The 14952-nt window shown below is 71.2% G+C and carries 14 protein-coding genes and 1 other RNA gene; 5 read left to right on the top strand and 10 right to left on the bottom strand.

Annotation, left to right across the window (positions count from 1 at the left end; translation table 11 throughout):
- Positions 1–13 precede the first annotated feature (13 nt).
- The 5 genes from P0R35_RS13315 to rnpB all read right to left on the bottom strand — a co-directional run bounded on the left by P0R35_RS13315 (position 14) and on the right by rnpB (position 5926).
- Entirely contained in the window at positions 14–1879 is a 1866-nt protein-coding gene (locus tag P0R35_RS13315; protein ID WP_284012928.1) for a cation:proton antiporter domain-containing protein, read from the bottom strand.
- Between the two features lie 87 nt (positions 1880–1966).
- Complete coding sequence (locus P0R35_RS13310; protein WP_284012927.1) at positions 1967–3898, bottom strand: AMP-dependent synthetase/ligase; 1932 nt, start codon at positions 3896–3898, stop codon at positions 1967–1969.
- A gap of 72 nt (positions 3899–3970) precedes the next feature.
- On the bottom strand, positions 3971–4897 hold the full coding sequence (locus P0R35_RS13305; RefSeq protein WP_432765011.1) for an MBL fold metallo-hydrolase: 927 nt from the start codon (positions 4895–4897) through the stop codon (positions 3971–3973).
- Between the two features lie 154 nt (positions 4898–5051).
- Positions 5052–5345: a WNWW family protein gene (locus P0R35_RS13300; RefSeq protein ID WP_284012926.1), complete on the bottom strand. Its 294-nt coding sequence runs from the start codon at positions 5343–5345 to the stop codon at positions 5052–5054.
- A 142-nt stretch (positions 5346–5487) separates the two neighbouring features.
- Positions 5488–5926, bottom strand: an RNA gene (gene rnpB / locus P0R35_RS13295) — RNase P RNA component.
- 161 nt (positions 5927–6087) lie between these two features.
- Here rnpB and P0R35_RS13290 point away from each other — a divergent pair.
- Positions 6088–6690 (top strand): TIGR00296 family protein, encoded by a 603-nt coding sequence (locus tag P0R35_RS13290; RefSeq protein ID WP_284012925.1) that lies wholly within the window; start codon positions 6088–6090, stop codon positions 6688–6690.
- Between the two features lie 63 nt (positions 6691–6753).
- Here P0R35_RS13290 and P0R35_RS13285 read toward each other — a convergent pair whose 3' ends face one another.
- Both P0R35_RS13285 and P0R35_RS13280 read right to left on the bottom strand, forming a co-directional pair.
- Entirely contained in the window at positions 6754–7269 is a 516-nt protein-coding gene (locus tag P0R35_RS13285; RefSeq protein WP_284012924.1) for a hypothetical protein, read from the bottom strand.
- A 66-nt stretch (positions 7270–7335) separates the two neighbouring features.
- A complete protein-coding gene (locus P0R35_RS13280) occupies positions 7336–8496 on the bottom strand; it encodes a nicotinate phosphoribosyltransferase (RefSeq protein ID WP_284012923.1) in 1161 nt (386 codons plus the stop codon).
- A gap of 174 nt (positions 8497–8670) precedes the next feature.
- Here P0R35_RS13280 and P0R35_RS13275 point away from each other — a divergent pair, with 174 nt between their 5' ends.
- The 3 genes from P0R35_RS13275 to P0R35_RS13265 all read left to right on the top strand — a co-directional run bounded on the left by P0R35_RS13275 (position 8671) and on the right by P0R35_RS13265 (position 10395).
- Positions 8671–8811, top strand: coding sequence for a hypothetical protein (locus P0R35_RS13275; protein WP_284012922.1), 141 nt, complete (start codon positions 8671–8673; stop codon positions 8809–8811).
- Positions 8812–8992: 181 nt separating this feature from the next.
- Positions 8993–9424: a hypothetical protein gene (locus P0R35_RS13270; RefSeq protein WP_284012921.1), complete on the top strand. Its 432-nt coding sequence runs from the start codon at positions 8993–8995 to the stop codon at positions 9422–9424.
- Complete coding sequence (locus P0R35_RS13265; protein ID WP_284012920.1) at positions 9421–10395, top strand: alpha/beta fold hydrolase; 975 nt, start codon at positions 9421–9423, stop codon at positions 10393–10395. Before P0R35_RS13270 ends, P0R35_RS13265 begins: the two co-directional genes overlap by 4 nt.
- A gap of 42 nt (positions 10396–10437) precedes the next feature.
- On the opposite strand, the gene P0R35_RS13260 is transcribed toward P0R35_RS13265, so the two are convergent.
- Positions 10438–11844 (bottom strand): Hvo_1808 family surface protein, encoded by a 1407-nt coding sequence (locus tag P0R35_RS13260; RefSeq protein ID WP_284012919.1) that lies wholly within the window; start codon positions 11842–11844, stop codon positions 10438–10440.
- 77 nt (positions 11845–11921) lie between these two features.
- Positions 11922–13610 carry an Hvo_1808 family surface protein gene (locus tag P0R35_RS13255; protein ID WP_284012918.1) on the bottom strand — a complete coding sequence of 563 codons (1689 nt, stop codon included), beginning with the start codon at positions 13608–13610 and terminating at the stop codon, positions 11922–11924.
- A 180-nt stretch (positions 13611–13790) separates the two neighbouring features.
- Here P0R35_RS13255 and P0R35_RS13250 point away from each other — a divergent pair, with 180 nt between their 5' ends.
- Positions 13791–14369: a cysteine hydrolase family protein gene (locus P0R35_RS13250; protein WP_284012917.1), complete on the top strand. Its 579-nt coding sequence runs from the start codon at positions 13791–13793 to the stop codon at positions 14367–14369.
- Between the two features lie 30 nt (positions 14370–14399).
- Here the strand turns inward: P0R35_RS13250 and P0R35_RS13245 are convergent, their stop codons facing one another.
- A complete protein-coding gene (locus tag P0R35_RS13245) occupies positions 14400–14942 on the bottom strand; it encodes a DUF7529 family protein (RefSeq protein ID WP_284012916.1) in 543 nt (180 codons plus the stop codon).
- Between the last annotated feature and the right edge of the window lie 10 nt (positions 14943–14952).

Raw genomic sequence — 14952 nt, 5'->3', positions numbered from 1 at the left:
GGCGCCGGGCGCGTCACTCGGGGTCGAACTGCCGCATCGCCGTCCGGACGCCCTCGCGGTCGCCGATGAGGGTGATCCGGTCGCCGACCTGGAGGGTGAAGTCGGCGTCGGGCACCTGCGTGTCGTCGCCGCGGGCGACCAGCGCGATCAGGCTCCCGCCGGGGAGCTCCGGCCCGATCTCGCGGACGGTGACGCCGGCCATCTCCTCGCTCGTGACCTCGATCTCCTGGACGTCGCCCGAGCGACCGATCTCGCCCATCCAGTTGGCGAGCGCGGGGCGCTCGATGTAGTTGTCGATGGCCTGTGCGGTCGCCAGCACCGAGGAGACGGTGGTGACGCCGAGCTCCTCGAACGCCTCGACGTTGTCCGGGTTGTTCGCCCGCGCGAGGATCGTCTCGGGGGCGAACTTCGACTCCGCGAGCTGTGCCACGAGGAGGTTCGCGTCGTCGTCCCCGGTGGCGGCGACGACGATGCGCGCGTTCTCGGCGCCGGCCGACCGGAGCACGTCCGTGTCCGTTCCGTCGCCGATGTGGACCGTGTGGCCCTCGTTGCGCGCGATCTGCACCACCTCCTCGTCGTTCTCGATGACGACCACGTTCTCGCCGCGGTCCTCGAGGCGTTCGGCGAGCGCGCGGCCCACCTTCCCGCCTCCGATGATGATGACTCTCATTGGTATCACGTCGAGCCGCTCCGCGATCTGTCGGGCGAACCCGCCCTCCAACACGACCGTCGCCAGGATGACCAGGAACACGGTGCCCACGAGCACGTCCGCGGCCGGCTGCATCCCCTCGTTCGCCAACTCGACGGCGAACAGCGTCGCGACCGACGCCGGGATGATGCCGCGGGGGCCGACCAGCGACATGAACAGCCGCTCGTTGCGCTCGAACCGGTCCCCGACCGTCGACAGCATGACCAGCGCGGGCCGGATCACCAGCATCACGGCGACGACGACGACGACGCCGCCGACGCCCAGCGCGATCAGGTTCTCGAACTGCAGCAGCGCCGCCAGCGCGATGAACACGAACGAGAGGACGAGCAGCGTGATGTCCCCCTTGAAGTCCGTGATCTCCGCCTCGTACGGCACGTCGGCGTTGCCGAGCAGCATGCCCGCGACCGCGACGGCGGCGATGCCGGCCTCGGTGGCGACGTAGTTCGCGCCGCCGTACGCGACCAGCGCGCCCGCGAGGACGAGCAGCCGGGCGTTCTGCGGGGCGTTGCCCGGCGAGAGGTCGACGTAGCGCAGCGCGTAGTAGACGACGCCGGCGACGAGCGCGCCGACGACGACGCCGATACCGAGCCGTTCGGCGAACAGCGTCACGAGCGCGGCCGGCGCGGTCGTCTCCGTCACGATCGCCTCGAAGATGACGACCGCGAGGATCGCGGCGGTCACGTCGTTGACGATCCCCTCGGTGTCGAGCGCGGTGGCGACGCGGTCGCGCACCGGCACCACCTCGAGGATCGGCGCGATCACCGTCGGCCCGGTCGCGACCAACAGCGCGCCGATGAGCCCGGAGACGAGCCAGTCGACGCCGAGGGCGAACCGGACGACGACGGTCGTCGCGACGAACGCGATGACGGCGCCGATCGTGACGAGCCGCAGCGTCGCCGCGGGCGCCTCCCGGAGCTTGTCGATCCGGAGGTGGAACGCCCCCTCGAAGACGATGATGGCGACCGAGAGGCCGACGATCGTCGACAGCCCGGTCAGCCCGAACGTCTCCCGTGTGATGAGGCCCAGCCCCTCCGGCCCGAGCAGGACCCCCGCGGTGATGAGAAAGATGATGCTCGGCAGTCGGAACCGGTCCGAGAGCACCTGCGCGGTGACGCCGACGCCGATGATGGCCGCGACGAGCGCGATCAGTTGCGCGGCGCCTGCCGCCATTCCCTCACCTCCATACCGGGCCCACAGGCGGGCGCTTGAAAAAGGCGCCTACTGCGGCGCGACCGGGGACCGGTCCCGTGCGGCCGGCTACGGCTCCGCGTACATGTCCCCGATCTCGTCGGCGTACCGGTCGAGGATGTTCCGGCGTTTCTTCTTCATCGTCGGCGTGAGCAGGTCGTTCGCCTCGGAGAACTCCTCGGGGACGACGCGGAACTGCTTGATCGTCTCGTGGGCCTCGAACGACTCGTTGACGCGGTCGACCTCCGACTGGATCAGTTCGCGGACGCGGTCGTCGCGACACAGCGCGTCGTCGTCGGCCGGCAGGTCGTACCCCTCGGCCTCGCCCCACTGGCGCACGGCCGCGAGGTTCGGCACGACGATGGCGGAGACGAACTTGCGGGCGTCGCCGATCACCATCGCCTGCTCGACGACCTCCGAGGCCGCGAACGAGTCCTCGATGGCGCCCGGCGGGACGTACTTGCCCGTCGAGAGCTTCATCAGCTGTTTGGCGCGCTCGCGGAACTCGATGAAGCCGTCGTCGCGGAGTTCGACGACGTCGCCGGTGCGGAACCAGCGGTCGCCGTCGAGCTCGACGAACGCCTGCTCGGTCTCGTCGGGGAGGTTCCGGTAGCCGCGGAACACGTTCGGCCCGCGCACGAGCAGCTCGCCCACCTCGCCGTCGTCGCCGTCGACGGCGCCCACCTCGTCGTCGACGCGCACCTCCACGTCGTACACCGGGTGGCCGATGGTGCCGACCTTCGGCTCCTCGGGCGGGTTCGTCGTGACGACCGGCGACGTCTCCGTGAGACCGTACCCCTCGAGGATGGGCAGGCCCATCCCGTGGTACAGTTCGCACAGATCCGCCGACAGCGAGCCGCCGCCGGAGATGAAGAAGTCGATGTTGTCGCCGAGCGCCTCCTTCACGCTGGAGAAGACGAGCCGGTCGGCCACGGCGTAGCGCGTCCGCAGGGCGAACCCGGGGTCGTCGGCGCGGTGGTACTCCCGGCCGACGCTCGTCGCCCACGTGAAGATCCGCTCTTTCACGGGCGACTCCGACGCCTGCTCGCGGATCGCGGCGTACAGCTTCTCGTACACGCGGGGGACGCTCGTCGCCGTCGTCGGGCGGACGAGGCCGAAGTCCTCGCGCAGGGTGTCGGGCGACTCGGCGTACGCGACCGTCGCGCCCGCCGAGAACTGCATGAAGTGGCCCGCGAGGCGCTCGAACACGTGCGCCAGCGGGAGGAACGACAGCGTCGTCGACTCCTCGTCGATGACCGGCACGTCGTCGGGCTTGTCGGGGCGGGGGCCGAACCGGCGCATACACTGGTCGACGTTGGAGAGGAAGTTCCGGTGGGTCAGCTCCGCCCCCTTCGGGGTGCCGGTCGTCCCGGAGGTGTAGATGAGGCTCGCGAGGTCGTCGAGGTCGCGGTCGACCACCCAGCCGTCGCCGGGGTCGACCTCGCTGCCGAGGTCGTGGACCTCGCCGAGCGTGTACACGTCGTCGCGTTCGTGGGGCTCGCCGTCGACCAGCACGACGAAGGAGAGGTCGAGGTCGTCCTCGACGGCGACCACCCGGTCGAGGAGGTCGCGGTTCTCGACGACGACGCCGGAGGCGCCGGGGTCGGCCAGCAGGTGCTGCACCTGCGAGGGCGACGACGACTTGTACACCGTGGTGACGACCGCGCCCGCGCCCAGCAGGGCGAAGTCGCTGTGGGCCCACTCCATGCGCGTGTTCGAGAAGACGCCCACGCGGTCGCCCGCGGTCACGCCGAGTTCGCGGAAGCCGGCCGACAGCCGGCGCACGAGGTCGCGCATCTCCCCGTACGTGAGGTCCGCGTAGTCGCCCGCGGGCGCGGCGTCGACGACGCCCGCGTCCACGAGCGATCGCTCGTACACCCCGCCCTTGTAGCGCTGTGCGACTCGGTCGGCGTGCTCTCGCGCGCTCGCGTCGAAGGTGGCCGCCAGCGAGTCCCGGGTCACGCCCGGGTCGTACTCGCGTTCGGCCTGCCGCCAATCCATGCCTCCCCCTGTCGGGGCGCCCCTAATAAGTCGGTCCCCACTCGGAGCGCGTTGTTCCGGGTTGTTCCCGACTCACACCGGCTTCCCGCGCTCGTCCATGTAGTCGAGGTAGCCGAGGACGCCCCGGGTGTTCATCTTCTCCTCCTCGCGGGCCTTTCGCTCCCCCCACACCTCGACGTGGTCCGCCGGCGCGTGGTCGGCGAAGTGCCGGATCACCGCCTCGTCGTCGCCCAGCTCCTCGCGTTTCCGCCGGACGGCCTCGACCCACTCCGCGAGCGTTCGCTTGTACGCGGCCATGTCGGCGTCGCGGAACTCCTTGGGACCGAAGTGGCCGAAACAGAGGTACCGGGGGTCCAGATCGCGGATCGTGTCGGCGTCGGCCTGACAGCCGTGGAGGTCGAACCGCGAGGGGGGCGACGTCTGACGGATCTCGTCGAGCGCGGGGACGTAGATGCCGGCGGCGTCGGCGGTGAACACCACGTCGTCGCCGCGGTCGTGGAAGATCACCTGGTGTGGCGCGTGCCCCGGCGCGTGGTGGACGTCGAGGTCGCGGTCGCCCAGGTCGATCGTCTCGCCGCCCGACAGCGGGTCGATGCGCTCCTCGGGGATCGGCTCGGGGTCGACGTAGAACTCCCACTGGTCGCCGACGGCGGCCTTCGTCCCGGCGACGAGGCGCGTCGGGTCGACGAGGTGTTCGACCGCCGACTCGTGCATCGTCACCGTCGCGTCGGGGTACCGCTCGGCGAGGAAACCGGCGCCGCCGGCGTGGTCGAGGTGGACGTGCGTGGGGAGGATCCACTCGGGCCGCATCCCGAGGTCGTCGAGCGCGTCGAACAGGTACTCGCGGTTGTCGCCGATCCCGGTGTCGATCACCGCCGGACGCTCGGCGTCGAGGAGGTACACCGAGCCGTAGTTCACGGTGCCGTACATACCGGTGTCGAGGCAGTACAGGTCCGTGCAGCCGGGGACGGGCGCGTACTCGCCGGGCTCGATGTCCATGTCCGAACGGGCGTCAGTCGGCGCCAAAAGGATTCGGGAGGCGGTCGTCGGCGGCGGCCTCGCCCGGATCGACGGACGGAGCGCTGGTCGAGGGGGCCGCGGAGGGCGGAGCGGGGCGGGAGCGGGGCGGACGGCGGGGCGTGCGGCGCGTCGGCTACGCGTTCACGTCCGGGCCGTCGTCGACGAACCGGACGGTGAACCGGTCGTAGCCGCCGTAGGCGGTCTCGAGCGAGCCGAGCCACCAGTTCCATCGTTCGACGAGGTCGCGGTCCGCCGGGGCGTCGTCCATGTTCTCGATCACGTCCGCGATCGTGAGTTCGTGCCCGCGGTCGGCTTCGATCTTACCGGAGTCAGCCAGATCCCGCGCCTGCCGAGCGACGGTACGGCGAGCCGCCTGGGTCCCCCCGAACTCGCGCTCGAGGGCCGCCGTGAGTTCTCTGCTGTCCACAGCCTCGATACGGCCTCCATCCCTTTTAGTTAGCCGGGTGTGTGTCATCCCCTCGCACGACCACCGTCAGACGGTTCGGCGGCGGACGAGTCGACCGGGAGACACGTTCGTCGCGGCGGCGCGGTCGCTCGCGAGCACGGTCGGCTGAGGGGAGTAAGCCCCCTTCTGTTCGGCCCGACATTCGGCTGAGCGTCCGCGTCGTCGCGGGGCGGGGCCCCGCGGCCCGCACGGGTCGTGCGGGCACCCGGACTACCATCGGGGGGCGGCCGCGAACGGCCGCCCCCGTCGACGCGGGCTTGCACCGGCAAGGATTCGCCGTTCCATCCGTTCCCGCCCGTCGACCCTCGGTGGGTGAACTCCCTCCCCTCTCGGGTCGGTTCGCGCGCCCGCGGCGTGGCCGCGGGCGCCGGCGGCGACGTCGTCGCCGCCACACCTCATCGGTCGGGGCGGGGGTCTCGTTGCTGTTCCAGAGCCAGCCGTCTCCGACTCCGGGCTTGCGCCCGGTCGCCCGTCCGGGGGTGGGGGGACTTTCCTCATGCGCCGTCGCGGGTCGGGCGCACGGGGGTCGGGCTCCCTCTGCCGATCGGACGTAGACCGACGGCCCGGATAAAGCGTTCGGGCCCGGGGGCGTCGCGCCGCGAGGCCGCCGCGATCGGTCCCGTCGGCCGCTGCTCCCAGTTAGTGTGTGGATAGCTACCACATCGAGGGAAGGGTTCAAGTTAGCACAGTACCCAGAACGTTTATGTCCAATGCGGAGGCCGTGCGGCTGACCTACGAGGACGGTGCACGCGCGGTCGAACTCGCCCGGGAGTCCGTCGAGGCGTTCGTACTCCAGGGCCAGCGCGAACAGCCCGGCAGCATGCGCGACGCCTTCTACGCCCGAACGGGCGCGTTCGTCCGCCTGCAGTCCACACGCGGCAGAGGCCGGATGCGAGGCTGTGCCGGTTCGTATCGGGGGAAGGACCAGCTCGGCCACGCGATCGTCGACGCGGCGATCAAGGCGGCCTCCGCCGACTCCGGCGGCTCCGAACTCGAACCGAAGGAACTCGACTCCGTACTCGTCTCGGCGTGCGTCGTCTCCGGCGTCACGCTCACCAACGACCCCGTCGCCGACCTCGAGCTCGGTCGCCACGGCGTCGCCATCGACCACAACGGCAAGCACGGCTGGCTGTACCCGACGATCCCCGTCGAGAACGACTGGAGCGAGGAGCGGTTCCTCTCGCGCGTCTGCCGCAAGGCCGGCCTCTCGCCGCTGGCGTGGCAGGAGGAGGAGACGATGGTGACGCTCATCGACGGGCAGGTGTTCCGCGAGCGTGAGGACGGCGGCTCCGTCGAACAGCTGTAAGGGACGCACTCGGCCGGCTTCTCTCCGACGTAGGTGTCCACCAGCGGTGCGGTTCGGTGTCGCTCAGCAGCCGGCTTCGACGGGGCCGTCCTGCTCCACCGCTGCCTCCGCGAACTCGGCGTCGAACGCCGTCGTCTCGCCGCGAACGTGGTCGACGCGAACCGGAAGCTCGGTCGGGTCGAGGCGCGCGGTGAGCGTGTACGTGACCGGTCCCGGCGTCCCCTCGCACCGATCGAGCCAGCCCCGGTCCTCGACGGCGACGGTGACACCGTGGGACCGCCCCTCCGGCCCACGCACCAACTCGCTCGTGAGTCGCTGGCACGACGGGTCGAACGACGGGATCCGTCCGCGGAGCCGGAAGGTGGGACCACCCTCGACGACACGGGGCCGCGTCGTGTCGACGGTCAACCGGACCGCGTGGCCGTCGCAGTCGAACGCCGAGGCGGCTGGGTCGGCGTCGACGGTGAGTTGGTGGTCGAGCGACGACGGCGCGTGGAAGCCGCAGCCGGCGATGGCGGCGGTCGCGCTCGCCGCGAGCCCGGTCGCACCCGACCGGAGCAGGTCACGTCTGGAGGGCATCGCCGGAGCGAGTCGCGGTCGGGGCATACGTCTTGTGCTTCCAGCGACAGGCGTACGCCGAGAGCGTCAGTCGTCGCCGAAGCCCGTCGCCGTCGCGTCCGCCAGCGCCCGCCCCGCCGCGGCGTCGACGTCGAACTCCCGGACGACTTCGCCGTCGCGGATCAGCGGCTCAAGGAGCGCCTCCCCGCCGTCGGGGCCGTCGCGCCCGCGGAGGCCGACGTGGTGGCCGCCGTCGGGCGTCCGGTACACCTCCTTCACGCCGGAGAGCTTGCCGCGTTTCGCGGCCGGGTCGCCGTCGACCTCGACGATGTCGAGCGCGAAGTCGACGGGGTCGGCGTTGGAGACGTAGCCGCCGACGCCGAAGCCGTCGGCCACGTCGCGGAGGTGCCGGAGTTCGGCGGGCCCGAGGCCGCCCGAGAGGAACACGTCCACGTCGTCGTGGCCGCGGGCGTCGAGTTCCCACCGCACCTCGCGGACGATGTGGCGGAAGTCGCCCCGCCGGGAGCCGGTGGTGTCGAGGCGGACGCCGTCGAGGCGGTCACCCAGCGTCTCGACCGCGCGGATCACCTCGTCCTTCTCGTCGGAGTAGGTGTCACACAGCGCGATCCGGGGCACGTCCTCGGGGACGGCCTCGTCGAAGGCGCGCCACGCCTCCTCCTGGTGGCCGCGGCCGAAGCAGATGAGCAGCGCGTGGGGCATCGTGCCCGACGGGTCGCGGCCGAGCACCTCGCCGGCGGCGACGTGCGAGAAGCCGTCGAGTCCGGCGACGAGCGCGCTCCGCTCCACCATCGCGGCGATGCTCGGGTGGACGTGGCGCGCGCCGAACGAGAGGAGGTTCGCGTCGGGGGCCGCGCGACGGCACTCCAGCGCCGCCGTGGCGACGCCGGAGGCGTGCGACAGGAAGCCGAGGAGGGAGGTCTCCAGTTCCGCGAAGTCGAGGTAGCGCCCCTCGATCCGCAGCACGGGGCCGCCGTCGAACAGCGCCCCCTCGGGGAGCGCGTCGACGTCGACGTCGCGGTCCGCGAGGAGCGCGGCGGCGTCCTTCACGCCCGCGAGGAGTTCGAACTCGCCGTCGGGGAACTGGTCGGCCGTCACCTCCGCGACGACGCGGGGGTTCCGGTCGGCGTGGCGGAGCGTCTCCACGGTGCGCGCGAAGTACGCGTCCGTCGCGGAGCCGTCGCGGATGGCGTCGGCGTCGACGATGTCGAACGCCTCGGGGGCGGTCATCGTCGCTCGGTTCGCCGGCACGACGCAAAAAGTCACGCCATCGGCGGGGCGGCGACCGTGTCGGAACCGGCCACCGACGGACCGTCGCCGTCGTGTGCGAACGCGATCGCCGACCGGTCGGATCCGTGTCAGTAAGTGACAAGCTTAAGCGCGTGCGTCGTCCACGGCCGACCGATGCAGGGGAACGACGGGCCGAGCGAGCGGGTGGTGCGCTACCAGTGTCCCGCCTGTGGCGCCCGCTTCGACGACATCTTCGTGGGACTCGAACACACCGAGACGACCGAGGGTAACGTCCCGCTTCGACGCGTAGCCTGAGGGTTCGCGGTGTCCGGCCCCGGACGTGGCGCGCGAGCGGCGAGCGGTCGCGGGACGGGGTGAGCGGTGGCTACTCGGACGTAACGGCGGGGTACGACGACCCCGGCGAGCCCTACTGGGGGGGCCACGTCGACTAACAAAGGAACCCCGCGGCGAGTGCGTCTGTCGCCGTGATTCGACGATGACCGAGGCAGAACTCGCGTCCCACGAGTGGTGGGAACAGTACAAAGAGACGGTGAACAGCGACCCCGAGATGCAGGTGCGGGGGCACGACCGGTTCGACGAGAACTTCTACGTCCAGTTGGACGACGAGCGGTTTCTCGTCGCGATGGACGACGGCAAGGTGTCGGAGGTGATCCCCAACCCGGGGCTCAACCAGGAGTGGTCCTTCGGCGTCGAGGGCGGCCGCGGGGCGTGGGAGGAGTTCGTCCGAGAGGTGCCGCCGGCGTTCAACCACGAGATCATCGCGTCGAACTACCGGACGCAGGTGAAAGGCGAGTCCGGTCACCTCCAGCTCACGGGGAACAACCGACAGATCTTCCAGAATCTCCGGCCGTTCCAGCGCGCGCTGGACCTGATGCGTCACACCCACAACAACGGAGGCAATCTATGAACGAGCGAGAACCCGGCACGGTCGAGGAGATCACCGGCAAGTACGTCCACGTGGACGTGAACGGCACCACCCAGCGAGTGTACTTCGAGGAGGCCGGCCCCGAGGACGGCATCCCGCTGCTGTGCCAGCACACCGCCGGCTGCAACAATCAGGAGTGGCGCCACCTCCTCGCCGACGAGGAGATCACCGACGAGTACCGGGTGATCGCGTACGACCTCCCGTTCCACGGGAAGTCGGTGCCGCCGACGGGTCAGGAGTGGTGGGAGGAGGACTACACCCTCACCGCCGACCGCTTCGCGGCGACCATCGTCGCCATCGCCGACGCGCTGGAGTTGGAGGACCCCATCTACATGGGGTCGAGCATGGGCGGCAACATCACGCTCGAACTCGCGGACTGGCACCCGGACCGCTTCCGGGCGCTCATCGGACTGGAGTGTGGGGCGTACAGTCCGGGCTTCTACATCGACTGGCTCGACGACCCGCACGTCAACACGACCGAGGTGAACGCCTACGCCTGCTGGGGGCTGATGGCGAAACAGAGCCCCGAGCAGACGCGCCGCGAGACCATGTACCTGTACGAACAGGGCGCCACGGGCGTGTTCAAGGGCGACCTCTACTACTACTCGGTCGACCACGACTACCGCGAGAAGCTGGGCGACATCGACGCGACCGAGTGCCCGCTGTACGTCGTGAACGGGGAGTACGACTACCTCACCACTCCCGAGGACGGGAAGGAAGTCGCCGAGGGCGTCGGCGACGGCTGCGTCTCCGTCGAGATCGCCGACATCGGACACTTCCCGATGAGCGAGAACCCGGTGCTGTTCAACGCCTACCTGAAGGAGATTCTGGCGGACATCACCGGCGAGCGCTCGGGCCGTCTCCCGGAGGTACTGACCCCGGACGACGTCGGGGTCGAACTGAACCGGACGGAGGCACGGGCGGTGCGACGCGAGGCGGAGGAGGCCGAGTAGCGGCCCGGCACTCCCGTCAGGGACCGCCGCGGCCCCGGACGACTACCGCGGCGGTGCCCGAACCGTGTCCAACTGCTCGACGGTCGGCGCGTTCGTGATCACGACGCGGCTCCCCGTGCGCTCGACCCGGAACGCGTCCGCGAACGGGCCGTCGGGCACGCGGTACACGTTCGCGCGTCCGTCGACGGTCTCGGCGCCGACCCGGAGGCGGAGCATCGTCCGGTACGCCCGGACGAACTCGCCGGCCTCGCTCGCGTCGTCGAACTCGATCCCCCACACGTAGCCGTACGCGGCGTCGTCGCCGTCGCCGGAGCGGTACGGCACCAGTCGGTCGCCCGCCCAGCCGTCCGACGGCGCCGCCGAGTAGTCGTACGACGAGTACGGCAGGTCCGCCGAGCGGTAGCCGCCGACGTAGTCGTTGTACCAGAACATCGCGAACAGCCCCGCCTCGCCGAGGCGCTCGGTCCGTGTGTCGAGGTCGAACCGCGACCAGTCGCCGCTCGACCGGTCCGGGAGCCGAACCGACGCGACCGGCTCGTCCGGGTAGCGCTCGGGGTGGATCGTCTGCTCGGTCGACCGGGGGCGGCGGTCGTACGCGGCGTTCACCGCCGCCCAGCCGCCGCGCTCGCGGAGCTGGTGGACGAACGCGGGGCCGTCGGCGTACGGCTGGTACACGTACGCGAACAGCCCCCGGTTGATCGGCTGCCCGCCGCCGCCGCCCGAACGCGCCGGCCGGGGGACGCAGTCCCACCCCTCGGCGTCGCCGGCGGCGTCCGGGTCGGCGCCGGCGGCACACCGCTCGAGGTACAGCGTCTCGACGTAGCGGGCGTCCCCCTCGGTGAGGCCGTTGTGCGCCAGCCCGCGGTCGCGGGAGCGGCTCCCGACGAAGCCGAAGTGCTGGTCCTGCAGGGCGTGGACCAGCTCGTGGGCGAGCGTCCCGCGGTCGATCGTCGGCTCGGCGGCGTCGGAGACGATCACGATGCGGTCGCCGGAGGGGGTGTAGTACCCCTGCACCGCGCCGCCGTACAGCGCGTCGAACTCGTCGCTCACGGCGTCGTCCTCGCCGACGATCAGCGGGGCCTCCCACACCTGCTCGTGCCACGCCTCGTACTCGGGGGAGCGCTCGCCGCCGAACACCGCGCGCTCGCGGTACTCCGCCCGACTGATCACCTCGACGGGCACCGACTCGCGGAACTCCAGCCCGCGGACCCGCTCGACGCGGGCCATCGTCCGGGCGACGAACGCCTCGCGCTCGGCGGCGTCGAGGCCGTCGCTTTGGTTCACGTCGATGGACTCGTTGTACCAGTAGCCGGCCTCCCAGCCGAGCCGGTCGCTCGGCGGGTCGTCGGGGTACTGCCAGTCGTCGGCCGCGGCGGGGCCGGCGGTCGGGGCGCTGCAGCCGGCGAGCACCAGGAGGAGGGCGGCGAGAACGGACGTCGCGGTACGCACGGTGGTCGACCGATCGACGGGACGCGGCGCGAAAGGGTTCGGACGCCGGCCGCCGTGGCCGCGGGACGGCGCGGCCGTCAGTCGCGCCGGCGGGCGAGGAGACCGGCCGCGGCGACGGCCGCCAGCGCGACGACGACGCCGAAGCCGGCGCCGGTCGTCTCGGTCGTCGACCCGTCCGTGTCCGGGTCGCTGTCGGCGTTGTTCCCGGTGTCGTCCCCGGCGTCGACGGTCGCGGTCGTGTCCGTCGGCGTCGCCGTCGGCGTCGCGTCGGGGTCGGGCGCGAGGCTCGGCCGGATGTCGCGCACGTCGTCGACGGTCGGGCCGTTCACGATGGTGACCCGGGTGCCGTCGCGGTCGACGTAGAACGCGTCCGCGAACGGGCCGCTCGGGACGACGTGGTAGCCGGCGTCGGTCTCGCGCACGTCGTGGGCCTCCAGCATCCGGAGGTACGTGTCGTGGAACTCCCGGGCGTCGGTCTCGGTGTCCCACTCGGTCACCCAGACGTAGCCGTACTCGGCGTCGTCGCCGGCGCCGGTGCGGTACGGGAACAGCCGGTCGTTCGCCCAGCCGGCCGACGGCTCGGCGTCGTAGTTGTAGACGTCGTACGGCCCCGACACGCCCTGCACCACGTTCTGGGGCGGGATGGTGTCGGCGCCGTAGTTGCGCGCCTGGTACCAGAACATCGCGTAGATGGACGCCTCGCCGACGGTGTCGGAGCCGTTCTCCCCGAGCCGCGGGTCGTCACGGGGGAACGTCTCCCAGTCGCCGGTCGATCCGTCCGTGAACTCGATCGGCGTCGGCTCCTCGTCGGTGAGTTGGATCACCTGCTCGGTGGAGGTCGGCGGGTTCCGGAACCGCTCGTCGAAGGCGGCCCAGCCGCCCGACTCGACGATGTCCGCGACGTACACCGGCCCGTCGGAGTACGGATTGAAGATGGTCAAGAGGACACCGTAGTTCCCGTCGAACGAGCCACCGCCCCCGGAGTCGGCGCTGGGCGTCTCGACGCAGTCCCACTCGGCGCCACAGCGCTGGGTGTAGCGCGTCTCGATGTAGTTCGCCTCGCCCTCGACGACGCCGTCGATGGCGAGGTCACCGTCCTGCGTGGTGCCGCGGTACGTCGCGTTCGTCAGGTCGTACCGCTGGTCCTGCAGCGCGTGGACCAGCTCGTGGATCAGGGTCGCGTTCGACACCGTCGGCGCGTCGGGGTCGGGCGTGATGATGGTGATCTGGTCGCGGGCGGGCTCGTAGAAGCCGGCGACCGAGGAGCCGGTCGTCTCGCTCAACGCGTCGCCGGAGCCGGTCGACTCGCCGACGATGAACAGCCCCTCCCACACCTGGTCGTTCCAGCGGTTGAACTCGGTGCGGTTGGCGTCGCCCGCGCGCTGTGCGGAGCGCTCGCGGTACTCCTCGCGGGACATCACCTCGACGGGGACGTTCGACTCGAACTCGGCCTCGCGGAGGTACTCCACGCGTGCCATCGCCCGCGCGACGTACGCCTCCAGCTCGGTGTCGTTGAGGGCGTCGTCGTCGGTCTGGTCGACGGCGATGGACTCGTTGTGCCAGTAGCCGTTCTCCCAGCCGATCACGTCGGAGTCGGGGTCGGGGCGGTCGGTCTGCGCGACCGTCGTGTCCGCGGCGTCGACCGCCGCCGTGGGGGAGGGCTGTGGCGCGGCGGCGAACGCCGGCGCGGCGGCGGTAGCGAGCATCGCGACGGCGAGCGCGACCGAACACAGCCGCGCGATCGTCGACGGGGCCGTTCGTCGCATACCGCAGAGTGGAACTGCGTGTGTAAGTAGCTTGTCCGAAGTTGCGGCGAGGGTACCGATCGGCGGCCGACGGGGGGCCGATCGCTCGCCGGCGTCCGCCTCGACGACGCCCGTGGCCGGGTCGACGGCGGCGGGGGCGCCCGGGCGAACGTTCATCACCGCGACAGGAGTGGATCGCGTATGGTCGCCGTCTTCGACCCCGATCGTACCGCCGTGGTCGTCGTCGACATGCAGAACGGCTTCTGTCACCCGGACGGGAGCCTGTACGCGGAGCCGAGCGAGGCGGCGGTCGACCCGGTCCGCACGCTCGTCGAGCGCGCCGACGACGCGGGCGCGCCCGTCGTCTACACGCGAGACGTCCACCCGCCCGGCCAGTTCGACGACGCCCACTACTACGACGAGTTCGACCGCTGGGGCGAGCACGTCGTCGAGGACACGTGGGACGCCGAGTTGGTCGACGACCTCCCGACCGACGACGCCGCCCACGTCGTCGAGAAACACACCTACGACGCCTTCTACGAGACGGAGTTGGCGGGGTGGCTCGACGCCCGCGGTATCGACGACCTACTGATCTGCGGGACGCTCGCGAACGTCTGCGTCCTCCACACCGCCGGCTCGGCGGGGCTGCGCGACTACCGGCCCGTGATCGTGACGGACGCGCTCGGCTACATCACCGAGGACCACCGCGAGTACGCCGTCGACCACGCCGACTGGCTGTTCGGCGAGACGGCGACGCTGGCGGACGTGGCGTTCGCGTAGCACCGCCGTCCGCGACCGTCGCCGGCGACGTTACGCCTCGTCGGCCGCCTCCCCGTCTCCTTCCCCCTCCCCCCAGCCCTCGGGGAACAGGGTCGCCGGGTCGCGGTGGGAGAAGACGACGCGCTCGGAGTCGTCGAGCGGGCGGAGGTACGTGTGGAGTTCGCCGGCGTCGGCGGCCCTCTCGAGCAGCGGCGCGGCCTGTCCCTCGGCGTAGTACAGCGGGAACGCGACCGCCTCGCCGGCCGACGAGGCCTTCATCACGACGACGAGGAACACCACGTCCGACTGCTGGGCGCGGTAGGCGTCGTACTCGTCGAAGGCGGCGTCGGCCCCGTCCACGAGGTCCTGCACCGCGGAGAACTCGTCGCCCGGGAGCAACACGTCGAATCCGAGGCGGTCGACCGCGATGCCGGCGCCCTCGGTGCCGACGTTCGGCAGCGGGGTCACGTCGCCCGGGTGGAGTTCGAGCACGTCCCATCCCGCCTCCCGGTACTCCTCGGCTGTGGCCTCCATGTCGGCCAACACGTCGTCCCAGAGCTGGCGGCGTCCAGCGAGCGGGTGGCTCCCGGCCATACTCCACGGG

The sequence above is a fragment of the Halobaculum litoreum genome (assembly GCF_030127125.1).
Classification (GTDB): Archaea; Halobacteriota; Halobacteria; order Halobacteriales; family Haloferacaceae; genus Halobaculum; species Halobaculum litoreum.
The sequence above is the reverse complement of the archived record's forward strand: the minus strand, read 5'-3'. Positions and strand labels throughout refer to the sequence as shown.